The organism is Pseudomonas sp. P9_35 (genome assembly GCF_034008205.1).
Classification (GTDB): Bacteria; Pseudomonadota; Gammaproteobacteria; order Pseudomonadales; family Pseudomonadaceae; genus Aquipseudomonas; species Aquipseudomonas kilonensis.
This window is the reverse complement of the sequence record NZ_CP125373.1, coordinates 1,759,990-1,780,663: the sequence shown is the minus strand read 5'-3', so window position 1 is coordinate 1,780,663 and position 20,674 is coordinate 1,759,990. Positions and strand designations below refer to the sequence as shown.

At 61.2% G+C, this 20,674-nt stretch carries 21 protein-coding genes and 1 pseudogene; 7 read left to right on the top strand and 15 right to left on the bottom strand.

Annotated features, from left to right (window positions below):
• Positions 1–112: 112 nt before the first annotated feature.
• Positions 113–289, top strand: a pseudogene (locus QMK47_RS07915) (type II toxin-antitoxin system HicA family toxin); the annotation flags it as partial.
• A 40-nt stretch (positions 290–329) separates the two neighbouring features.
• Positions 330–740, top strand: a complete 411-nt coding sequence (locus tag QMK47_RS07910; protein WP_053186365.1) for a type II toxin-antitoxin system HicB family antitoxin — start codon at positions 330–332, stop codon at positions 738–740.
• Between the two features lie 121 nt (positions 741–861).
• Here the strand turns inward: QMK47_RS07910 and QMK47_RS07905 are convergent, their stop codons facing one another.
• Positions 862–1,008, bottom strand: a complete 147-nt coding sequence (locus QMK47_RS07905; protein WP_253472194.1) for a hypothetical protein — start codon at positions 1,006–1,008, stop codon at positions 862–864.
• A gap of 175 nt (positions 1,009–1,183) precedes the next feature.
• Between QMK47_RS07905 and QMK47_RS07900 the strand changes: the two genes are divergently transcribed.
• The gene (locus tag QMK47_RS07900; protein ID WP_057449713.1) at positions 1,184–1,588 is read left to right on the top strand and encodes a low affinity iron permease family protein; all 405 of its coding nucleotides are present in this window, start codon (positions 1,184–1,186) and stop codon (positions 1,586–1,588) included.
• A gap of 90 nt (positions 1,589–1,678) precedes the next feature.
• On the opposite strand, the gene QMK47_RS07895 is transcribed toward QMK47_RS07900, so the two are convergent.
• From QMK47_RS07895 to fos, 3 genes are all read right to left on the bottom strand, one after another.
• Positions 1,679–2,182: a DUF4142 domain-containing protein gene (locus tag QMK47_RS07895; protein ID WP_027911683.1), complete on the bottom strand. Its 504-nt coding sequence runs from the start codon at positions 2,180–2,182 to the stop codon at positions 1,679–1,681.
• A 323-nt stretch (positions 2,183–2,505) separates the two neighbouring features.
• The gene (locus QMK47_RS07890) at positions 2,506–3,855 is read right to left on the bottom strand and encodes a GGDEF domain-containing protein (protein WP_258690528.1); all 1,350 of its coding nucleotides are present in this window, start codon (positions 3,853–3,855) and stop codon (positions 2,506–2,508) included.
• A 175-nt stretch (positions 3,856–4,030) separates the two neighbouring features.
• On the bottom strand, positions 4,031–4,447 hold the full coding sequence (gene fos / locus QMK47_RS07885) for a fosfomycin resistance glutathione transferase (RefSeq protein ID WP_258691210.1): 417 nt from the start codon (positions 4,445–4,447) through the stop codon (positions 4,031–4,033).
• Between the two features lie 258 nt (positions 4,448–4,705).
• Between fos and QMK47_RS07880 the strand changes: the two genes are divergently transcribed.
• Both QMK47_RS07880 and QMK47_RS07875 read left to right on the top strand, forming a co-directional pair.
• Positions 4,706–5,941: an aminotransferase class I/II-fold pyridoxal phosphate-dependent enzyme gene (locus QMK47_RS07880; protein WP_258690527.1), complete on the top strand. Its 1,236-nt coding sequence runs from the start codon at positions 4,706–4,708 to the stop codon at positions 5,939–5,941.
• A gap of 13 nt (positions 5,942–5,954) precedes the next feature.
• On the top strand, positions 5,955–7,118 hold the full coding sequence (locus QMK47_RS07875; protein WP_214512118.1) for an MFS transporter: 1,164 nt from the start codon (positions 5,955–5,957) through the stop codon (positions 7,116–7,118).
• On the opposite strand, the gene yiaY is transcribed toward QMK47_RS07875, so the two are convergent.
• A complete protein-coding gene (gene yiaY, locus QMK47_RS07870; RefSeq protein WP_320390025.1) occupies positions 7,115–8,263 on the bottom strand; it encodes an L-threonine dehydrogenase in 1,149 nt (382 codons plus the stop codon). The two genes, QMK47_RS07875 and yiaY, sit on opposite strands and share 4 nt — an antisense overlap.
• Positions 8,264–8,403: 140 nt before the next feature.
• On the opposite strand from yiaY, the gene QMK47_RS07865 reads away from it, so the two are divergent.
• Entirely contained in the window at positions 8,404–9,423 is a 1,020-nt protein-coding gene (locus QMK47_RS07865; protein ID WP_320390024.1) for a DUF4917 family protein, read from the top strand.
• 213 nt (positions 9,424–9,636) lie between these two features.
• Here QMK47_RS07865 and QMK47_RS07860 read toward each other — a convergent pair whose 3' ends face one another.
• From QMK47_RS07860 to QMK47_RS07835, 6 genes are all read right to left on the bottom strand, one after another.
• Positions 9,637–9,981: a YegP family protein gene (locus QMK47_RS07860; protein ID WP_057449704.1), complete on the bottom strand. Its 345-nt coding sequence runs from the start codon at positions 9,979–9,981 to the stop codon at positions 9,637–9,639.
• A 71-nt stretch (positions 9,982–10,052) separates the two neighbouring features.
• Positions 10,053–10,634, bottom strand: a complete 582-nt coding sequence (locus QMK47_RS07855) for a DJ-1/PfpI family protein (protein ID WP_253472161.1) — start codon at positions 10,632–10,634, stop codon at positions 10,053–10,055.
• 235 nt (positions 10,635–10,869) lie between these two features.
• Positions 10,870–12,087, bottom strand: coding sequence for an SAM-dependent methyltransferase (locus QMK47_RS07850; protein WP_320390023.1), 1,218 nt, complete (start codon positions 12,085–12,087; stop codon positions 10,870–10,872).
• A gap of 213 nt (positions 12,088–12,300) precedes the next feature.
• Entirely contained in the window at positions 12,301–12,918 is a 618-nt protein-coding gene (locus QMK47_RS07845) for a TPM domain-containing protein (protein WP_253472157.1), read from the bottom strand.
• Positions 12,919–12,945: 27 nt separating this feature from the next.
• On the bottom strand, positions 12,946–13,722 hold the full coding sequence (locus QMK47_RS07840) for a YgcG family protein (protein ID WP_320390022.1): 777 nt from the start codon (positions 13,720–13,722) through the stop codon (positions 12,946–12,948).
• A gap of 136 nt (positions 13,723–13,858) precedes the next feature.
• Complete coding sequence (locus QMK47_RS07835; RefSeq protein ID WP_003198691.1) at positions 13,859–14,467, bottom strand: LemA family protein; 609 nt, start codon at positions 14,465–14,467, stop codon at positions 13,859–13,861.
• Positions 14,468–14,718: 251 nt separating this feature from the next.
• On the opposite strand from QMK47_RS07835, the gene bglX reads away from it, so the two are divergent.
• Entirely contained in the window at positions 14,719–17,010 is a 2,292-nt protein-coding gene (gene bglX / locus QMK47_RS07830; RefSeq protein ID WP_320390021.1) for a beta-glucosidase BglX, read from the top strand.
• 132 nt (positions 17,011–17,142) lie between these two features.
• On the opposite strand, the gene QMK47_RS07825 is transcribed toward bglX, so the two are convergent.
• From QMK47_RS07825 to QMK47_RS07810, 4 genes are all read right to left on the bottom strand, one after another.
• Entirely contained in the window at positions 17,143–18,300 is a 1,158-nt protein-coding gene (locus tag QMK47_RS07825) for a phospholipase D-like domain-containing protein (protein ID WP_258690520.1), read from the bottom strand.
• A 1-nt stretch (position 18,301) separates the two neighbouring features.
• Positions 18,302–18,892: a YceI family protein gene (locus QMK47_RS07820; protein ID WP_214512127.1), complete on the bottom strand. Its 591-nt coding sequence runs from the start codon at positions 18,890–18,892 to the stop codon at positions 18,302–18,304.
• 207 nt (positions 18,893–19,099) lie between these two features.
• A complete protein-coding gene (locus tag QMK47_RS07815; RefSeq protein WP_258690519.1) occupies positions 19,100–19,411 on the bottom strand; it encodes an amidase in 312 nt (103 codons plus the stop codon).
• On the bottom strand, positions 19,408–20,502 hold the full coding sequence (locus QMK47_RS07810) for a serine hydrolase domain-containing protein (protein WP_258690518.1): 1,095 nt from the start codon (positions 20,500–20,502) through the stop codon (positions 19,408–19,410). Before QMK47_RS07810 ends, QMK47_RS07815 begins: the two co-directional genes overlap by 4 nt.
• Positions 20,503–20,674 lie beyond the last annotated feature (172 nt).

The window sequence follows — 20,674 nt, the reverse complement described above, 5'->3', positions numbered from 1 at the left end:
ACTTCGTTGCAGTGACTGCGCATGCCTCCCGAGGTCACCTTCGGTGGTTATAGTGTTGATCATTCATTTTAAGTAGGTATAGTACCTACCAAGCGCACCACACGGAGGTGTTGTGAATAGCCGATTTTTGATAGGCCAGATCATTGCAGACGGTTGGTATCTGGTGCGGGTTCGGGGCAGCCACCATCACTTCAAGCACCCGACCAAACCGGGATTGGTCACGGTTCCTCATCCGAAGAAGGACCTGCTCAAGAAAACGGCCATCAGTATTTTGCAACAGGCACTGCTTCAGCCGGCCCGTTGCGCGACGTTCGCGGAGGACGATGAATATGCTTTACCCGATTGCGATTTCCATGGGCGATGACAAGCACGCCTGGGGTGTTGAAGTGCCGGACATTCCCGGTTGTTTTTCCGCAGGCGACGACCTGGACGAGGCCATGGCGATGGCGCGTGAGGCCATCGAGGGTCACTTCGAGATTCTGGCTGAAGACGGCTCGCCGATTCCGCCGGCCAACACCGTCACCTTGCACGCCGCCAATCCGGCATATGCCGGCTGCACTTGGGCGCTGGTGGACATCGATGTGACCAAGTACCTGGGCAAGGCGCAGAAACTCAACATCACGTTGCCCGGCTACCTGCTCAATCGTATTGATGAATACGTGTTGCACCACCCTGAAGAGAAGAGCCGTTCCGGGTTCCTGGCTTCGGCAGCGCTGAAGGTGTTGCAGCAAGGGCGCTAAGAAAGCCGCCATAACCTGTGGGAGCGAGCTTGCTCGCGATGGCAGTGCGTCAGGCACTCTTGCTATTGCTGAGCCGACGCCATCGCGAGCAAGCTCGCTCCCACAGGGTTGAGCTAGACGACTATTTGTTTTCCGTTCCCGACTCTTTCATCTGCACCGAGGACTTGGTGCCATCGGTGTTGTCCTTGGTCTCGTTACCCGAGTTGTCGAAGCAGCCTTGCAGGGCGAACAAACAGCAGGCAAGGCAAACAGTGCGTGCGAGGTTCATGGTGGACTCCGAAGCTGAGGACCTTAAGGAGTGACCAGCCAACGCGGCAATTGGTTGCGATGATTTTCAGGCTGCACGAAAAACTTGCCGAACAGCGGCGCCTGAAAATGTAAGCAGAATTTTCACCGTTTCGTTGCTGTCACACCAGACAGGTGCATCCATAAGGAACACAGCAATGACCTTCGCAAAAATCGCTCAAAAACTGGCCCTTTGGGCGGGGAGCCCCAAGACGTTTCTGGGGGCCATCGTGTTGTTGGCGCTCTGGGCCCTCAGCGGACCGCTTTTCGACTTCAATGACACATGGCAACTGATCATCAATACATCAACGACGATCATTACCTTCCTGATGGTGTTCCTGATTCAAAACACGCAGAACCGCGATACCGACATTTTGCATCTCAAGGTCGATGAGTTATTGCGAGCGACCAAGGAGGCGCAGAATGCCATGCTCGGCCTTGAGTCGCTGGACCTCAAGCAACTGGAAGCGCTGAGAAAGCATTACCAGGCCATGGGCCAGGGCGAAGCCAAGAGTCTTGAAGGTCTGGAAGAAAAGAACAAAGTAGACCTGAACCAGTGCTGACGCAGACGCGCTGGAAGGTTCTCCTTTTTGGCGGGCAAAAATCAGCCGGGACGCGAACGTCCCGGCCCTGAATACAAAAAACGCAGCGGATCAGCGGCTGGCTTGCAGCGCCCTGGCCATTTCGAGATGGGTCTGCAGTTTAGGCAAGGTTTCATCGGCGAAGGCCTTGATCTCCGGCACTTCGGTGGTCTGGGCCTCCTGCTGGATCTGCGCGATGGCCTCCTCGGTGGCCTTGACCTGGGTGGCGGCATACGCAGCCTCGAACGACTCGCCTTCCTTGACCTGCGGCATCAGGGCCTTGGCCTTGTCCGCCACCTCCTCCCGGGGGGCGACAGGCAAGTCGAGCTTCTTGGCGATCTTCGCCAGGTGTTGATTGGCCGTGGTGCGGTCATTGATCACCATGATGGTGTAGTCCTTGACCTCCCTGGATTCGGCTTTCCCGTGGGCCATGCGACTTGTCTCGATGTCGGCCATGCCTTTGGCGGAAGCATCGTTGATGAATTCGGCAGGCGATTGGGCCCAGGCACTGTTGGCGCCCAGGCCCATCAACACGACAACACTGGTGGTGCGAAAAAAGCTGGCCATACGGCTCATGGTCGCGCCCTCCTCTGATGAAAGTTCTGGTGGTTTATCCACCGTTGAATCAGAACCAGCCATGAATACAGCGAAACGTGCGACTCGACTTTCGACGGTTTCTATCGACGGTCGTGATGGTGGTTCTCCCACTTCTGCGACCCGCTTCGGACATCTTCGTTCGATCATGAGCAATGTTTGCCAGATAAATACCGCCTGAAGCGGGCATGGTCCAGCCCCCAATTCGTGGATGCAGGGCGCGCAGCCCTCTTCTCACATTCGAATTGGATACGGGTTGAAGGTTTGAGAAAGGTGCTCGTGCCACGACGAACGGTGGCGCGCTTTCAGATGCCAAATGTCCTGTGATTCTGGCGTTTGGCCGCATACATCGCCTCGTCGGCGTGGCGGAACAGGGCAATATCTTCAGTGCCATGGTCGGGGAAACAGGCCACGCCGATGCTCGGTTCGATGCTCAGGCAGTGCCCGTCCAGACGCAGCGGCTGGGCCAATGCATGGCGGATTTTTTCCTGCACGCGTTGGGCATCCTCCAAGGCCTGGATGCTGTGCAGCAGCACCACGAACTCGTCCCCGCCAATACGTGCCACGGTGTCGGTGTCGCGGATACAGCCTTTGAGACGATTGGCCACCGCTTGTAACAGCATGTCGCCAACCCCGTGGCCATAGGTGTCGTTGATCTGCTTGAAACGGTCCAGGTCGATGTACAGCAAGGCCATGCGCCCGGACGCCGCGCGAGCGCTCGCCAATGCGCACTTGAACCGTTCACGGAGCAATTCGCGGTTGGGCACCTGGGTCAATTGATCGTACTGAGCCATGTGCTGCAACCGGGCGTGCAATTGCTTGCGCTCGATGGCGACGGTGATCTGTGCGCAGACGTATTGCAGCAGTTCCTTGTCCTGCTCGGTATAGCGCTCGTTGTGCGGCGCACTCTTGACGATCAGCGCGCCAATCGTGCCGCTCTGCGAGTTCAGCGGCACGCCCAGCCAACACGGCGCATCCGGCTGCGCCACAAGGTCGTCGAACCCCGGCGGCAAGTCGTTGCAACCGGGCGTCAGGAGGATTGGCTGGCCGCTGCGAATCACCTCGGCGCACAAACGCCCCGTGACCGTGCCCGGCAATTCGGGTTGCCCTTCCCGGTCGTCGACGTGATAAGGGAAGTTAAGTTGCGAACATTGTTCGTCATACAGCGCAACCGAAAAATTCAGCGCCGGCAGCCACTCGCCAATAATCAGGTGGATGCGTTTGAACAGCGCCAGCAGGTCTGCCGCGGCATGGGCCGCCTCGGAAATCGCATACAACGCCGCCTGTCGGGACTCGGCCTGTTTGCGTTCGGTGATGTCCCGGGCCACGGCAATGCGCAGCTGGTCCGCCGGCGACCAGCGCGCCGACCACAGGATGTGCACCACCCGACCGTCCTTGCGCAGGTAACGGTTCTCGAAATTGAGCTTGGGCTCGCCGTCCATGATCTCCCGCGCCGCCTCGAGGGTCCGCTGGCGGTCGGCGGGGTGCACCAGGTCGATCATCGGCTGGCCGATCAGCTCCTGCGGGGTGTAGCCAAAAATCTGCTCGCAGGCAGCACTGACAAACACGAAACGCCCTTGGCCGTCGACGGCACATACGGCGTCCAGCAGAAGGTCGATGTAGCTGGCCAGCGGCGCGGAACTTCGAGTGTCCATGGGGCTGGAGGTCATCCGGATAATGCAACGGTGAGCGAAGCGAGTGTTGGTCAGTTCTTGACGCCGATACAACGAGCGAGACCGACGCGCCCAGTACCGATGAGGATAGCGCAGGCAATCATTCGTAGGGGATGAAACGCCAAGTAGGTCAGCCACTCGATTCGGCACCGACCCGTCAGAACTCCGTAAAAAACACCATGCCGGCATACGGTGCTTGCCGGCAGGCCTTCAACCGCGACGCCAAGTCGCCCACATGGACCTCGAGCTTGTGCCCGTCCGGGTCGAGAAAGTAGAACGAATCACCCTCGCTGCGATTGTCTCGCCATGATGACACCTGGGCCGAGCTCAGCCGCGCCACCAGCTCCGGGAAATCCTCGGCAGCGATGCTGAAAGCGTAATGGGTGTAGTCCGCTGCCGGCTCGGGCCTGCGCAACGGGTCGAAAGCCAGGCACAACCACAAACCCGGCAGCGACAAATAGGCCCCGCGGTCCCACTTGGCTTCGAGACGCAGCTGCAATAGCTCGCCATAAAAAACCACACTGCGATCCAGGTCGGTGACAGCGAGGGTCAGATGATTGAGGCCTGAGAGCATCAGCAAGCTACCTTCCAGAAAAGAGTGATAACCCAGCGGGCTTGGGGCAAATCCAGGGTGCTCCGAAGCTCCGACACCACTGATGGATTCCCCGTCCAAGGTCCTAGGCAAAGTCCTACGCAGAAATCTCCAGTGACACTCAAGCACGCCGGAAACAGCCGATTCAAAGCCCTGCACAACAATCTGTAAAGTCTGGAAACACCCCGCTATCGAAACACCCCACGGACAGCACCACTCACCAAGGAATGTAATCGCACCATGAACCAGACTGCTCAAGCGCCCCATCACTTCACCCACTACCGCAAAGTGATTTCCCTGGCAGACCAGAACTGGCAGGGCACCGAAGCCGGAAAAATCTCAGGGCTGAATGTCGAGGTCAAGACACCCAATGTGCTGGTCGACCAATACGGTCGTACCTTTCATCATTTCTGTACCACGTCCTACCTGGGCCTGGACTATCACCCCGCGTTGCTGGACGGCGCCATGACTGCCCTGTGGGAAACCGGAACCCTGCGGGTCGCCAACTCAAGGAATCGCTGTAAGCTGGCGATCCTGGACCAGTACGAAACCAAATTGTCGGAGCTGTTCGGGGCCAGTTGCCTCAGTGCCCTGTCGTGCAGTGCGGCAAGTGCTGGAATCCTGCCGTTGCTGGCCAGCGGCGCGTTCACCAACCAGTGTTCGCCGGTCATGGTGTTCGACAAATACGCCCATTACTCGATGAACCACAGCAAGGCCGCCTGCGCCGATGAAACCCAGGTCGTCACCTGCCCGCACAACGACATGGACTTCATCGAAGACCTGTGCAAACGCCAGCGCTGCGTGGCGTACGTGGCCGACAGCGCCTACAGCATGGGCGGATTGGCGGACCTGGACAGCCTGATGTATCTCAAGCAGCGCTATGGCCTGTTTCTCTATCTGGACGACTCCCACGCATTGTCTGCGGTCGGGGAGTCCGGCGCAGGCCTGGTCCGTTCGCGCGTCCCGGCCGTGGATGAACGCACCCTGATCGTTGCTTCACTGGCCAAGTCATTTGGCGCCAGTGGCGGGCTGATCATGTTTGGCAGTGAACGGCACAAGACGCTGGTGCAGCGTTACGGTGGGCCGAGCAACTGGTCCCAGAGCCTGAACGCAGCGGCCATCGGCGCCGGCATGGCGTCGATCCGCCTGCACCACAGTCGAGAATTCAGCGCCCTGCAGGAGCGTTTGCAAGCTAATATCCGCTTCTTCGACAGCCTCGTGCGCACTGAACAGCGTGGCAATCCCATGGCAATCCGCATGCTGCCCTGCGGTGAAGCGACCCTGGCCAACAGCCTGGCCGTCGAACTGGCCGAACTGGGGTATTTCACTTCAGCGGTCTTTTTCCCCGTGGTGCCGCAAGGCAAGGCCGCCATTCGCATTACCCTGCGCGCCGACATGGAGCCGAACGTGATTCGCTCGTTTTGCGAAAAGGTCACCGAACTGCTGCTGACCCACGGGCGTGACATCCGCCCTTGAGACAGGACGCTCGATGAAGAACCGTACAACCCTGATCGTCACCTGCGCCACCGTTTTCCTGGCCCAACTGGGCATGAGCATCTACTTGCCGGCCCTGCCCGATATCGCCCGGGACCTGGGCGCCGATGCGTCCCGGGTTTCCTGGGGCTTGTCGGTGTACCTGATCGGCATGGCGCTGCCGATGTTGCTGTGGGGCAGCCTGAGCCAGCGACTGGGGCGCAAGCCGGTCTTGCTGGCGGCCTTGGGGTTGTACGGTTTGGGCAATCTGGCCCTGCCGCTGGGCACAACCGTGGAGGCGTTCCTGACGCTCAGGTTGATCCAGGGCATCGGCGCCAGCGGTATCTCGGTGATGGCGCGGGTATTGATTCGGGACAGCTTCAGCGGCGACCTGTTGGCCAAGGCGCTGTCCTGGATATCGATCGCCTTTGTGATTGCCCTCGGTATCGGCCAGTACCTGGGCTCGCTGATCCAGGCCGCTTTTGGCTGGGAGGCGATTTTCCATGGCTTGGGTGCCGTCAGCCTGGCCATGGCAGCGGCGGTGTCCCGGGCCAGGTTCCCGGTGCTGGTGCAAGCCGGCAACGGGCAATCGGCGTGGGGCATCTACGGGCACATCCTGCGACAACGCGCGTTCCTGCTGCCGGCCTTGGCCGGTGGGCTGGGTTACGGCGTGATCGTCGCCTTCAACACCGCCGCGCCGCTGATCCTGCAGGAGACCTTCCACTGGTCGCCCATTGAATACGGCCTGCTGGGCTGGCCGGTCAGTGCGGCGTACTTGCTTGGGGCGCTGGCGGTGAACGCTTTTGTACTGCGTAGCGGTCAACGGCGAATGATGGGCTGGGGCATCGCCCTGGTGCTGGGCGGGAGCATGACGATGCTGGCAGGCAGCCTCACCTTGAGCAGCATCGCGCTGCTCTTCTGGCTGCCGTATTGCTTCGCGGTGTTTGGCCAGTCGTTGATCTACCCCATCAGCCTGTCCCTGGCCAACGAAGGCTCACCGGTGGCCGGCGCTTATGCCATGGCGTTGAGCGGGTTCCTGCACCAACTGATGGCCTCGGTGATCGGTGCCATGGCCAGCCTGTTGTTGAGCCAACAGGCCTGGCCGCTGGCGGCGTTGTGCGCACTGCTGGGGGCGGCGGCGATGCTCTGTGTGAAGTGCATGCCGCCGCGGGTCGTTTAAAACGCGCTGCGGAAAATCTCTTCGATCTGCCGCTGGTCCGCCGCCCGTGGGTTGGTCAGGCCGCAGGCGTCTTTCAAGGCGTTGGCGGCCAGCACCGGTACGTCGTTGAGGCGTACGCCCAAGTCACGCAAACCGGCCGGAATGTCCACGTCATGGGCCAGTTTGCGGATCGCCGCAATGGCGTCCCGGGCTCCCTCTTCCGGGCTGAAACCGCGTGTATCGGCGCCCATGGCATTGGCCACGTCGGTCAGGCGAACGGCGCACACCGAAGCGTTGAAACTCTGCACATGAGGCAACAGCACCGCGTTGCACACGCCGTGAGGCAGGTCGTAGAAGCCACCCAGCTGATGCGCCATCGCATGCACGAAACCCAACGATGCATTGTTGAACGCCATCCCCGCGAGAAACTGCGCGTAGGCCATGTTCTCCCGCGCGGTCAGGTCATTGCCGTCACGCACGGCCAGGCGCAGGTTGTTGCTGATCAGGGTGATGGCCTTCAGGGCGCAGGCATCGGTGATGGGGTTGGCGGCGGTGGAGACATAAGCCTCGATCGCGTGGGTCAGTGCATCCATGCCGGTGGCGGCCGTCAGCCCCTTGGGCATCGCCACCATCAGTGCCGGGTCGTTCACCGACATCAATGGGGTGACGTTGCGATCGACAATCGCCATTTTCACGTGGCGTGTCTCGTCGGTGATGATGCAAAAACGGGTCATTTCGCTGGCGGTGCCCGCCGTGGTGTTGATGGCGATCAGCGGCAACTGCGGCTTGCTCGAACGGTCGACGCCTTCATAATCGCGAATCTGCCCACCGTTGGTGGCACACAGGGCAATGCCCTTGGCGCAGTCGTGGGGGGAACCGCCACCCAGCGACACGACGAAATCACACTGGCTCTCCTTCAGCAGCCCCAGCCCGAGCTCGACGTTGGCGATGCTTGGGTTGGGCTTGGCGCCGTCGAAAATCACTGAGTCGATGTCCTGTATCGCCAACAACTCGGCCACCTTGGTGGCGACGCCGGCCTTGGCCAGCCCCGCGTCGGTGACGATCAGGGCTTTGCGAAAGCCGTAGTTGCGGATAGCGATCATCGCTTCATCGAGGCAGCCCAGCCCCATGATGTTCACGGCGGGAATAAAAAAAGTGCTGCTCATGGGGTCACGCTCCTGGTTGAGGCCGGATCGGCAGGGCCTACAGAATGACCGAGTAGTCATGACGCATCTTGATCTGGCTCAAGACTGGGTCGTGATAAAGTCGCGCCCTGCCTTTGCCACGTTTTGAGATGATCCTTGCGATGACCGATTTCCAGGAATACGACACCCGGCTCGAAGACTGGGAGGCCTTGCGCGCCGACACCGCCTTCAGCGGCCTGTTGGTGGGCAATGGGGCCAGCCGCGCAGTGTGGGATGATTTCGGCTATGACTCGCTGTTCGAAAATGCCCGCACCGTCGAGGAAAAACCCCTGAGCCCGTCGGAGCTGAGCGTGTTCGACGCGATGCAGACGCGCAGTTTCGAACAGGTGCTCGCTGCGCTGAAAACCACCAGTCGGGTCAACAAGGCCCTGGCCGTCAGCTCTGCCGCGCCGCGCAATCGCTATTACGCGATCAAGGAAGCGCTGATCAACACCGTGCATGCGGTGCACATCCCATGGCGGCTGGTGCAACCGTCGACCCTGGCGGCGCTCAACCAGGAGCTGGGCCGCTACCGCACGGTGTTCACCACCAACTACGACCTGCTCAACTACTGGGCGATCCAGCAGGCGCCCGAGAGCATCAGCGACCTGTTCTTCGGCGATGACCACAGTTTCGACCTGAGCCAGGCGACCACCGACAAACCACGCCTGTTGTACCTGCACGGCGGCCTGCACCTGGTGCGCAACCAGGACGGCACGGCGCGCAAGCTCACCTCCACCGAAGGCACCTTGCTGGGCAGTTTCGCCATCAACAACACGATCAAGACCCTCGACGATGTGCCGCTGTTCGTCAATGAAGGCCCGAGCCAGGACAAGCTCAAGACCATCCGCAGCAGCGATTACCTGTCGTTCTGCTACGACCAGTTGCTGCAGCATGGCGACAACCTGTGCCTGTTCGGCCATGCCCTGGGCGAGCAGGACAACCACATTGTGCAAGCCTTGCGCCTGGCCGCACCGAAAACCGTGGCGATTTCGATCTATCCCCGTAGCCAGGCGTTCATCCAGCATCAGAAGCGGCATTACGCCAAGGTATTCCAGGGGCTGGAGGTGCAATTGCACTTCTTCGACGCGAAGAGCCACCCGCTGGGTGATCCGAAATTGTCGGTGCCGGTGGAGGTTTAGTCTCGGACTACATGACCTGGAAACTCAATGCCAGGTCAGCGCATGACTGTGGCGAGGGAGCTTGCTCCCGCTCGGCTGCGCAGCAGTCGTCATTTTGTGAGCCTGCTGCCTGGCCTTGGAACCGATGGGGACCGCTCCGCGGTCCAGCGGGAGCAAGCTCCCTCGCCACAAAAGCCCACTCGTTACAGCAGGCTCGCTCCCATAGGGATGGGTTCAGAGCGCAGCCACGGTCTTGTCCTTGATGACCGTCGTCGGTCCGTTGGCCTTGACGCTGGCGATGCCTTTGTCCCGGGCCGCGTCCGATGAATAAGCCTCACTGCTGCCAATCACTTCATGGTTGGCCGCCTTGAGGTTGAAATACGGATGGCCGTCCTTGGTGTTCTTGAGTTCATAACGCTCGGCCAACGGACTGTTTTTCTGCACCGAAGCAATGCCACCGTCGACACCGCTGCGGGTGGTGTACAGCTCACTGGTCAAGATTGTCTCGGCGTTGGCCGCCTTGAGTACAAACCGAAACTGGCCACTGCTGCTTTTGCTGATTTCGTACCATCCGGACATGATTTTTCTCCTGGCAATGAAGACATGCTCCGAGAGTAAAGACCCGCCGCGCTTGCCTTGCCAGTGCGTTACTACAAAGTGATCGCCGTGCCCAGCAGGGTCAGGAACCCCGCCAGCCAATTCGGATGCGCAGGCCAGGCCGGTGCGGTTGCGAGGTTGCCCTGGACATGGCCTTGGGTCACGGGAATGTCGATATAGGTCCCGCCCGCCAGCCGCACTTCCGGCGCACACGCCGGGTAGGCGCTGCATTCACGCCCTTCGAGGATGCCCGCCGCCGCCAGCAATTGCGCACCATGGCACACCGCGGCAATCGGCTTGCCCGCCAGATCGAAATCGCGCACCAGTTGCAGGACCGCTTCGTTCAGGCGCAGGTATTCCGGCGCTCGCCCACCCGGCACCAGCAGCGCGTCGTAGTCGGCGGCCTGGACGTTGGCAAAGTCATGGTTGAGGGCAAACAAGTGCCCCGGTTTTTCACTGTAGGTCTGGTCGCCTTCGAAATCGTGGATCGCCGTGCGCACCGTCTGTCCAGCGGTTTTGTCCGGGCACACGGCGTGCACGGTGTGGCCGACCATCTGCAGGGCCTGGAACGGCACCATGACTTCATAATCTTCGACGTAATCGCCGACCAGCATGAGGATTTTCTTCGCGGCCATGGGAAGGGCTCCTTTGGGGGATGCGTGAGTGGTTAACGCATTAAAGGTAGCCCGCTACGTCGGTAGATGAGGGATAAGCGCTGATTACCTGACGGGATGCACCTCAGCCCTTGTGGGAGCGAGTCCTGTGGGAGCAAAGCTTGCTCGCGATGAACGATGACGCGGTTCTAGCCGTTAAACCGTGTCGCCCTTATCGCGAGCAAGCTTTGCTCCCACAGTATTTGGGGCACCAGCCTCAGGCGAGGTAACCATCGGCCCGTAGCAGCGTTTCGAGGCAGTGCTCGGTAACGTGGTAGAAGGCCTTGAGCTCCTGGATCTTGGCCAGCAGCTCGGTGGGGTCCACCGGGTCGGCGCGTTTGACGGCCAGGATCATCTTGTTCTTGTTGGTGTGGTCCAGGGAGATGAACTCGAAGACCTTGGTCTCGTAGCCGCAAGCTTCCAGGAACAGCGCCCGCAAGCTGTCGGTGACCATTTCCGCCTGCTGGCCAAGGTGCAGGCCGTATTGCAGCATCGGCTTGAGCAAGGCCGGGCTCTGGATCTGCAAGCGGATCTGCTTGTGGCAGCACGGCGAGCACATGATGATCGAGGCGCCCGAGCGAATGCCCATGTGGATCGCGTAGTCGGTGGCGATGTCGCAGGCGTGCAAGGCGATCATCACATCCACCGCGCTCGGCGCCACGCTGCGCACGTCACCGTGCTGAAAACTCAGGCCCGGGTGTTCCAGGCGCGCGGCGGCTTCGTTGCACAGCTTGACCATGTCTTCGCGCAGCTCGACACCGGTCACCACGCCTTCGGCCTGCAAGGTGTTGCGCAGGTAATCGTGGATGGCGAACGTCAGGTAGCCTTTGCCCGAACCGAAATCCGAGACCCGCACCGGCTTGTCCAGGGCCAGCGGCGAAGACGTCAGCGCATGGCTGAAGACCTCGATGAACTTGTTGATCTGCTTCCACTTGCGCGACATCGCCGGAATCAGCTCGTGCTTGTGGTTGGTCACGCCCAGGTCGGCCAAAAATGGCCGGCTCAGGTCGAGAAAGCGGTTTTTCTCACGGTTGTGCTCGGCAGATGGCACTTCTCGCAGTTGCTGGGGCTGGCTCTTGAACAGCGAGCTCTTGCCCTTCTTGCTGTACTCCAGCTGCGCCTCGTCGGTGACCGCCAGCAAATGCGCGTTCTTGAACGATGCCGGCAACAGCGCAGCAATGGTTTCCACCCCTTCGGCCACAGGGAAATTCTTGGTGATGTCGCGGGTCTTGTAGCGGTAGACGAAGGACAGGCACGGCTGATCCTTGACCGTCAGCTGCTTGATGATCAGCCGCTGGAGGTCCGCTTCTTCACCCACGTACTTGGCCAGCACCAGTTTGATGAAAGCGTTCTGTTCAAGGCTGGTGCGCAGCAGCTCGATGAACTGGGCGTGGTGATCCGGCGCGGGACGGACGGGCGTTGCGGTGGCAGACATGAAAAAACGGCCTCGGGGCGGGGCAAATCGGGAATGGCGGGTATTTTAGGGGGGATGGGCAGCGAGGGCACGGAAAAGTTCGTGTGGCAAGCAGTAGCCTCTGTGGGAGCAAGGCTTGCCCGCGATGAATACGCCGCGATAGTGCAGGCTCACCGCGTTATCGTTCATCGCGAGCAAGCTTTGCTCCCACAGGCTTGTGCTGGCAGCGAATTTTCAGCCCAGCACCACCAACCGATTCGGCAGTTCATTGCGTTCCTGGGTCACGGGCACGTGCTCCTTGAGCAATTCGCCGCACGCTTCGATGCAGGTCACGAAACCCTGCAAGGTCTGCCCCTGGCGAACCTGCTGGGTGAACGCTGCGACGATGGCATCCCAGCATTTGTTGTCCAGGCGCTTGGAAATGCCTTCGTCCACCAGGATTTCCACGTACCGCTCAGCCTCGCAGACAAAGATCAGTATCCCCGTGCTGCCCACCGTGTGGTGCAGGTTCTGTTCGAGGAATTGCCGGCGCGCCAGATTGGAGGCCCGCCAGTGACGCACGGAACGGGGGATCAGGTGCGTGGTGATCCTGGGGATGCGAAACACCAGGCACAGCACAATGAAACTGACCCACTGCACCAGCAACAGGCTGTGCATCGTCAACCAACCGGAGAGGTAATGGACCACACCGGGCACCACCAGGGCCAGCAGGCTGGCCCATAACAGCGGGATATAGGCGTAGTCGTCGGCACGGGCGGCCAGCACCGTGACCAGTTCAGCGTCGGTATACCGCTCGACCCGGGCGATGGCCTCGGCGACTTTGCGTTGTTCGTGTTCAGTCAGTAATGCCATATTAAAAGTGCCTGCTCATTATTATTATCACCAGCCGCCCGACGAACCGCCGCCCCCGAAACTGCCACCGCCACCACTGAAGCCCCCGCCGCCACCGCCACCACTGAAGCCCCCGCCGCCTCCGCCGCCGAAGCCTCCACCGGAACCGCCCGAACGGCTGGAGCCACCGCTTCCGGTCGGCAGGATACCGAGCATCTGGCAGACCCATATCGTCAAAATAAACAGGATCACCAGGAAGATGAACAGCCCGGGATGGCGCTCGACGAAATCACTCGGCTCTTGCTGCCCGTGCGCACTGTACGCCGGTGCCGGCTCGTCCAACGGGCTGCCGCCCAGCACCACCAGCATCGCCGCGACGCCGTCGCTGATGCCTTTGTTGAAGTTGCCGGTCTTGAAAGCCGGGGTGATCACCTGGTTGATGATCACCGAACTCTGCGCATCGGTCAGGCGATCCTCCAGGCCGTAGCCCACTTCGATGCGCAGTTTACGGTCATCCCGAGCGACGATCAGCAGTGCGCCGTTGTTTTTATCCTTCTGCCCGATGCCCCAGTGGCGCCCCAGTTGATAACCGAAGTCTTCGATGCTGCTGCCTTGCAAATCCGCCAGCGTGACCACCACTACCTGTTCGCCGGTGGCCTGTTCATGGGCCTTGAGCTGCGCTTCCAATTGCGCGCGCACCGACGGTTCGAGCATCTGGGCGGCGTCCACCACCCGCCCGGTCAATGCCGGAAACTTCAGCTCGGCCTGGGCCGTGATGGCAAACACCCAGAGCAACAGCACCAGGCCAAATTTCAACACGCGCATTGGAACTCCTGTGTGGGAGAGAGCGGGTGTGGGAGCTGAGCTTGCTCGCGATGAAGGCACCTCGGTCTTTCTAATGACCGCGTTATCGTTCATCGCGAGCAAGCTTTGCTCCCACAGGCTCGCTCCCACAGTTTTTTCAGAACTTCACTTCAGGGGCTTTTTCGGCATTGGGGCTGGTGGCCTCGAAGGTTTCGCGGATCGGCAGGTCGCTGTACATCACGCTGTGCCACAGGCGCCCCGGGAACGTGCGAATTTCGGTGTTGTACTTCTGCACGGCCAGGATGAAGTCGCGGCGGGCCACGGCGATGCGGTTCTCGGTGCCTTCAAGCTGCGACTGCAACGCCAGGAAATTCTGGTTGGCCTTGAGGTCCGGGTAACGCTCGGACACCACCATCAGCCGGCTCAACGCGCCGGTCAGCTGGTCCTGGGCCTGCTGGAACTGCTTGAGTTTTTCCGGGTTGTCCAGGGTGCTGGCATCGACCTGGATCGACGTCGCCTTGGCCCGCGCTTCAATCACCGCGGTCAGGGTTTCCTGCTCGTGCTGGGCGTAGCCCTTGACGGTTTCCACCAGGTTGGGAATCAGGTCGGCGCGGCGCTGGTACTGGTTCTGCACCTGGCCCCAGGCGGCCTTGGCCTGTTCGTCCAGGGTCGGGATGTTATTGATGCCGCAACCGGCCAGCAACGTGGTGAGCAGCATCAGGGCCAGCATCGGCAAGCTGCGAAGGTGGTTCAGTCGTGGATTCATCGGGTGGAGCTCTCCGTTGCATGACATTGGAAAAACACGGCCACCTATCTCACCGGCGCCTGGGGCATAATCTGCCGCCGCACTGGATTGAAACGGGTCGATGGGCTAAAAGATGCGCAGTGCGAAACTAAGTTCAGCCCAATGGGTTCGAAAGTGTGCTGCATTTAACTGAACAACAATAGCCGCTCCTCACATTTTGGCTGACCGGCGTGTCCTGATTACCGCCCTTTAGGCTTGCGAGAAAATTATTCATGAAGAAGCTGTGTTTGCTGGGCCTGTTTGTCAGTCTGGCCAGTCAATCCGTATTAGCCGACAACCTGCCAGCCCCCATAGAGAACAAGGACGCCTTCATCAGCCACCTGATGAAGCAGATGACCCTCGAAGAGAAGATCGGCCAATTGCGCCTGATCAGCATCGGCCCGGAAATGCCCCGGGAGATGATTCGCAAGGAAATCGCCGCCGGCAACATCGGGGGCACGTTCAACTCCATCACGCGCGATGAAAACCGTCCGATGCAGGACGCGGCCATGCGCAGCCGGTTGAAGATCCCGATGTTCTTCGCCTATGACGTGATCCACGGCCACCGCACGATTTTCCCGATCCCCCTGGCCCTGGCCTCGAGCTGGGACATGGACGCGATCTACCACTCCGGCCGCATCGCGGCCCAGGAAGCCGCGGCCGACAGCCTGGACATCACCTTTGCGCCGATGGTCGACATTTCCCGCGACCCGCGCTGGGGCCGCACCTCCGAAGGTTTCGGCGAGGACACCTACCTGGTGTCGCGCATCGCCGGGGTGATGGTCAAGGCGTTCCAGGGCAACGGCGCCAACGCGGCCGACAGCATCATGGCCAGCGTCAAGCACTTCGCCCTGTATGGCGCAGTGGAAGGTGGCCGGGACTACAACACCGTGGACATGAGTCCGCTGAAAATGTACCAGGACTACCTGCCACCCTACCGCGCCGCCATCGACGCCGGGGCCGGTGGGGTGATGGTCGCGCTGAACTCCATCAACGGCGTGCCGGCCACGGCCAACACCTGGCTGATGAACGACCTGCTGCGCAAGGAATGGGGGTTCAAGGGCCTGGCGGTCAGTGACCACGGCGCCATTTTCGAACTGATCAAGCACGGCGTTGCCAAGGACGGTCGCGAAGCGGCGAAACTGGCGATCAAGGCCGGCATCGACATGAGCATGAACGACTCGCTCTATGGCAAGGAACTGCCAGGGTTGCTCAAGGCCGGTGAAATCGAGCAGAGCGACATCGACAACGCGGTGCGCGAAGTGCTCGCGGCGAAATACGACATGGGCCTGTTCAAGGACCCGTACCTGCGCATCGGCAAAGCCGAGGACGACCCGGCCGACACCTACGCCGAAAGCCGCATGCACCGCTCCGACGCCCGTGACGTGGCGCGCCGCAGCCTGGTCCTGCTGGAAAACCGCAACCAGACCCTGCCCCTGAAGAAGACAGCAAAAATCGCCCTGGTCGGCCCGTTGGCCAAGGCTCCGATCGACATGATGGGCAGTTGGGCCGCGGCCGGGCGTCCTGCGCAATCGGTCACCCTGTTCGACGGCATGACCCGCGCCCTGGGCGCTGACTCGAAGCTGATCTACGCCCGTGGCGCCAACATCACCGGCGACAAGAAGGTGCTCGACTACCTGAACTTCCTCAACTTCGATGCTCCGGAAGTAGTAGACGACCCGCGTCCGGCCCAGGTGCTGATCGACGAAGCGGTAAAAGCCGCCAAGGATGCCGATGTGGTGGTGGCCGCCGTAGGCGAGTCCCGTGGCATGTCCCATGAATCCTCGAGCCGTACCGACCTGAACATCCCGGCCAGCCAACGCGAACTGATCAAGGCTCTGAAGGCCACCGGCAAGCCGCTGGTGCTGGTGCTGATGAATGGCCGTCCGCTGGCATTGCTGGACGAGAAGCAGCAGGCCGATGCGATCCTGGAAACCTGGTTCAGCGGCACCGAAGGCGGCAACGCCATCGCTGATGTGCTGTTCGGCAACTACAACCCGTCGGGCAAACTGCCGATCACCTTCCCACGCTCGGTGGGGCAGATTCCGACCTACTACAACCACCTGAGCATCGGCCGGCCATTCACGCCAGGCAAGCCGGGCAACTACACCTCACAGTACTTCGATGACACCACCGGCCCGCTCTATCCTTTCGGTTACGGCTTGAGCTACACCGAGTTCAGCCTGTCGGACATGGCCCTGTCGTCGACCACGCTGAACAAGACCGGCAAGCTCGATGCCAGCGTGACGTTGGAAAACACCGGCAAGCGTGACGGCGAAACCGTGGTGCAGCTGTACATCCAGGACGTGACCGGCTCGATCATTCGCCCGGTGAAGGAACTGAAGAACTTCCGCAAGGTGATGCTCAAGGCCGGCGAAAAGAAAGTCATCCACTTCACCATCACCGAAGACGACCTGAAGTTCTTCAATGCCCAACTCAAGTACGCGGCAGAGCCGGGCAAGTTCAACGTGCAGATCGGCCTGGATTCCCAGGACGTGAAGCAGCAGAGTTTTGAGTTGCTCTGATCCCCAGGCAACACAAACCCCATGTGGGAGCGAGCTTGCTCGCGATAGCGGCTTAACATTCAACTCAGATGTTGAATATCAGACCGCCATCGCGAGCAAGCTCGCTCCCACAGTTGTATCTGGGTGTTCGGGCTAGCCGCGTCGATCCAGCAAGTTCACCACCACCCGATCCACCAACCCCCACAACCGCTGCTTGAAGCGCTTCCACAATGGCCGGCGCTGCCAGGCGTCGAGGCTGACTTGCAGGCTCTGGGTGAAGTCCCGCTCGAAACTGGCCGCCACTGCACTGCTGAGCCTGGAATCCAGGGCTTCGAGGTTGGCTTCCAGGTTGAAGCGCAGGTTCCAGTGATCGAAGTTGCAGGAGCCGATGCTGACCCAGTCGTCCACCAGCACCATCTTCAGGTGCAGGAAACATGGCTGGTATTCGAAAATCTGCACGCCAGCCTTGAGCAATCGCGGGTAGTAACGGTGCCCGGCGTAGCGCACGGACGGATGATCGGTGCGCGGGCCGGTCAGCAGCAGGCGCACATCGATGCCGCGGGCGGCGGCCTTGCGCAAGGAACGGCGCACGTTCCAGGTCGGCAGGAAATACGGCGTCGCCATCCAGATGCGTTTCTGGCCGCTGTTCAATGCCCGCGACAGCGATTGCAGGATGTCGCGATGCTGGCGGGCGTCGGCATACGCCACCCGGCCCATGCCCTCGCCCACTGGCGGTACGCGCGGCAGGCGCGGCAAACCGAAGTTGGACGCCGGTTTCCAGGCTCGCCGATGGCGGTTGGCGAGCCACTGGCGGTCGAACAGCAACTGCCAGTCGAGCACCAGCGGGCCGACGATTTCCACCATCACTTCGTGCCACTCACTGCGGTCGTCGAGGGGGTTCCAGAATTCATCGGTCACCCCGGTGCCGCCGACCACGGCCAGGCGTTGGTCCACCAACAGCAGCTTGCGGTGATCCCGGTAAAGGTTGCGCACCCAGCGACGCCAGCTCAGGCGATTGTAGAAACGCAACTCCACCCCGGCCTCGGTCAGACGCTTGCGCAGGGCCAGGGTAAACGCCAGGCTGCCGTAGTCATCGAACAGGCACCGCACGCGAACGCCACGCTCGGCGGCCTGCACCAGCGCCTGGACCATCGCCTCGGCGCATGTGCCCGCCTCCACCAGATAGAGTTCCAGCTCGACCTGTTCCTGGGCACGGGCGATTTCCACCAACATGCGCGGGAAGAACTGCGGGCCATCGATCAACAGCTCGAAGCGATTGCCTTCACGCCAGGGAAATACCGGGCCGCTCATGTCAGCGCGCCGTGAAGATCAGCACCGCATTCACCGGCACCGAGAGGCTGATGGCCGACAACCCGGCCAGGTTTCGCAGCTTTTCCAGCCCCGGTGCCAGATCGAAATCCGCCGCGTTGAGCACCACCGGTTCCAGTGTCACCACTTGGAAGCGGCGTTCGTCCAGGCGCGTCGCTAGCAGTTCGACGTTGTATTCGTGCTGCTTGCCGTGCAGGTTCACCGTCAGCGGCAGGCGCAATTCCAACTGCGCGCCGCTGGCCAGGTCCTGGATCGGCGCCAGGTCGATCTTGGCGGTGACGGTGGCTTCGGCAAACTGCTTGATCTCGAACAGCTCGGCCCGCATGCGCTCATCGCGCAGGGGAATGCCGCTGTTGACGGACTCCAGCTCCACTTCCAGGCGCGCCAAGCCCTCGGGCTGGACTTGACCGTGCAGCACCAGGAAACGCTGGACCTCGGAAACATTGCCGTTTTTGCTACTGATAAACGACAGCCGCGACGACTCGCCGTCCAGGTACCAGTCGGCCTGGGCTGGCAGCGCGGCGCAGGCCAGCAGCAAGCTGGCGGCAGCGTGAGGGAAAAACCGCTTGAACATACACACTCGGAGGGCAGATAAACCTGTGGCGAACCTTAACCGGGCCGAGGGCGCTTGCAAACTGTCTGTTGCAACAACGATCAGGAATACAGAGAACCTGAGATGAAGGGGTTTATCTGTGGGAGCAAGGCTTGCCCGCGATGGCGGCCTCAAGGATGCCATCGCGGGCAAGCCTTGCTCCCACAGGCCTTGTTGCCAACGGTTAGTTCAGGGCACCAACCGACACCCCTTCCGCTCCCCCATCCACCGCGCGCTGTTGCTACGCCCCAACCCGCTGACGGTGATGCGTTTCGCTTCAGCGGTCTCGAGAAATTCGCTGATAGGCACCGACTGCTTCACATAGCCACGGCAGTAGTCCGCCGATTGCTCCATCACATAGCGGCATGAGCAATATTCCTTGGCGGTGTAGGCGCTGATGATGTCGGGGAAGGCCCGCAATGCCACCCGCTCCAGCCAGACCCAAGTGAACAGGGCGATGAGCAGCATCGACAACAGGGTAAGCAACACTCTGCGCTTCATGGCTGCACCGTCCCGGTGAACGCCTCCATGGCGCGCTTGAGCAGTTCGTTATGGCGATAGCTGCCGTCGCGGTCGTCGCCGTAGCGCACGATCACCAGTTTGGCGCTGGGGATGACGTACAACGCCTGGCCCCAATGACCCAACGCGGCAAAGGTATCCGGCGGCGCATCGGGCCAAGGCTGGATTGCCGGATCGGCGGCGCGGTTGAGCCACCAATGCCCGCCGGGCACGGCTTCGTCCTGGCCGGCCTGGAAGTGGGCAAAAGGTTGGCGATTGAACGCGACCCATGCCTTGGGTAGCAGTTGCCGTTCGCCCCAGCGACCGTCCCGTTGCATCAACAACCCGACACGCGCCAGGTCTCGCGCGGTGAGGTAGGCATAGGACGATCCCACGAACGTGCCGCTGGCGTCGGTTTCCCAGATGGCGTGGCGGATACCGAGGGGCTCGAACAAGGCCGTCCAGGGGAAGTCGGGGTAGCGCACCGGGCCGACGATGGTTTTCAAGGCCGCCGCCAGCAAGTTGCTGTCACCGCTGGAATAACGGAACGCCTGCCCCGGCGGGCTGGCGCTTTCATGCTGCGCAGTGAACGCCGCCATGTCATGACGCCCGCGGGTATAGAGCATCGCCACCACCGAAGAGTTGAGCGGCGCGTATTCGTAGTCTTCCTGCCAATCCAGGCCCGAGGCCCAGTGGAAAAGATCGGCCAGGGTCAGGCCCGGGTGCCGGCTCAGTGGTGGGTAGTACTTGGCGGCCGGGTCTTGCAGGCCAAACAGCTTTTCCCCGTAGGCCACGCCAAACACCGTCGCCAGCAGGCTTTTGCTGATGGACCAGGTCAGGTGCGGGGTCTGGGCAGTGGTCGGCCCGGCGTAGCGTTCGTAGACCAGCCGACCGTCCTGGATCACCAGCAGCGCATCGGTGCGGATGCCTTCGCGGCTCGCATCGTCCCGGGGCGGGAAGGCGTATCGCTCCAAGGCTTCGATGGCCGGCCCGCTCGGGGTCGGGCCACTTGGCCATTGCTCGCCGGGCCAGTCTTCGGCGTGGGCGCTCAGGTTGAGCAACAGCAGCGGGATCAGGAACCAGCCTTTGGACATGCTCGGGGCTCGCAGGATTGAACCTTCAGAGCCTATTCAGACTTGATGACAGTTTCGAGGCTTGTGTGCTCCCCTGTGGGAGCGAGCTTGCTCGCGATGGCGGTTTGTCAGTCGCCATATGCTTAGCTGACACTCCGCTATCGCGAGCAAGCTCGCTCCCACAGGGGGCAGT

Excerpts from the sequence above, each read along its gene's own strand:
- QMK47_RS07910 (WP_053186365.1), top strand. The coding sequence starts at position 330 with ATGCTTTACCCGATTGCGATTTCCATGGGCGATGACAAGCACGCCTGG.
- QMK47_RS07905 (WP_253472194.1), bottom strand. The coding sequence starts at position 1,008 with ATGAACCTCGCACGCACTGTTTGCCTTGCCTGCTGTTTGTTCGCCCTG.
- QMK47_RS07900 (WP_057449713.1), top strand. The coding sequence starts at position 1,184 with ATGACCTTCGCAAAAATCGCTCAAAAACTGGCCCTTTGGGCGGGGAGC.
- QMK47_RS07895 (WP_027911683.1), bottom strand. The coding sequence starts at position 2,182 with ATGAGCCGTATGGCCAGCTTTTTTCGCACCACCAGTGTTGTCGTGTTG.
- QMK47_RS07890 (WP_258690528.1), bottom strand. The coding sequence starts at position 3,855 with ATGGACACTCGAAGTTCCGCGCCGCTGGCCAGCTACATCGACCTTCTG.
- fos (WP_258691210.1), bottom strand. The coding sequence starts at position 4,447 with ATGCTCTCAGGCCTCAATCATCTGACCCTCGCTGTCACCGACCTGGAT.
- QMK47_RS07880 (WP_258690527.1), top strand. The coding sequence starts at position 4,706 with ATGAACCAGACTGCTCAAGCGCCCCATCACTTCACCCACTACCGCAAA.
- QMK47_RS07875 (WP_214512118.1), top strand. The coding sequence starts at position 5,955 with ATGAAGAACCGTACAACCCTGATCGTCACCTGCGCCACCGTTTTCCTG.
- yiaY (WP_320390025.1), bottom strand. The coding sequence starts at position 8,263 with ATGAGCAGCACTTTTTTTATTCCCGCCGTGAACATCATGGGGCTGGGC.
- QMK47_RS07865 (WP_320390024.1), top strand. The coding sequence starts at position 8,404 with ATGACCGATTTCCAGGAATACGACACCCGGCTCGAAGACTGGGAGGCC.
- QMK47_RS07860 (WP_057449704.1), bottom strand. The coding sequence starts at position 9,981 with ATGTCCGGATGGTACGAAATCAGCAAAAGCAGCAGTGGCCAGTTTCGG.
- QMK47_RS07855 (WP_253472161.1), bottom strand. The coding sequence starts at position 10,634 with ATGGCCGCGAAGAAAATCCTCATGCTGGTCGGCGATTACGTCGAAGAT.
- QMK47_RS07850 (WP_320390023.1), bottom strand. The coding sequence starts at position 12,087 with ATGTCTGCCACCGCAACGCCCGTCCGTCCCGCGCCGGATCACCACGCC.
- QMK47_RS07845 (WP_253472157.1), bottom strand. The coding sequence starts at position 12,918 with ATGGCATTACTGACTGAACACGAACAACGCAAAGTCGCCGAGGCCATC.
- QMK47_RS07840 (WP_320390022.1), bottom strand. The coding sequence starts at position 13,722 with ATGCGCGTGTTGAAATTTGGCCTGGTGCTGTTGCTCTGGGTGTTTGCC.
- QMK47_RS07835 (WP_003198691.1), bottom strand. The coding sequence starts at position 14,467 with ATGAATCCACGACTGAACCACCTTCGCAGCTTGCCGATGCTGGCCCTG.
- bglX (WP_320390021.1), top strand. The coding sequence starts at position 14,719 with ATGAAGAAGCTGTGTTTGCTGGGCCTGTTTGTCAGTCTGGCCAGTCAA.
- QMK47_RS07825 (WP_258690520.1), bottom strand. The coding sequence starts at position 18,300 with ATGAGCGGCCCGGTATTTCCCTGGCGTGAAGGCAATCGCTTCGAGCTG.
- QMK47_RS07820 (WP_214512127.1), bottom strand. The coding sequence starts at position 18,892 with ATGTTCAAGCGGTTTTTCCCTCACGCTGCCGCCAGCTTGCTGCTGGCC.
- QMK47_RS07815 (WP_258690519.1), bottom strand. The coding sequence starts at position 19,411 with ATGAAGCGCAGAGTGTTGCTTACCCTGTTGTCGATGCTGCTCATCGCC.
- QMK47_RS07810 (WP_258690518.1), bottom strand. The coding sequence starts at position 20,502 with ATGTCCAAAGGCTGGTTCCTGATCCCGCTGCTGTTGCTCAACCTGAGC.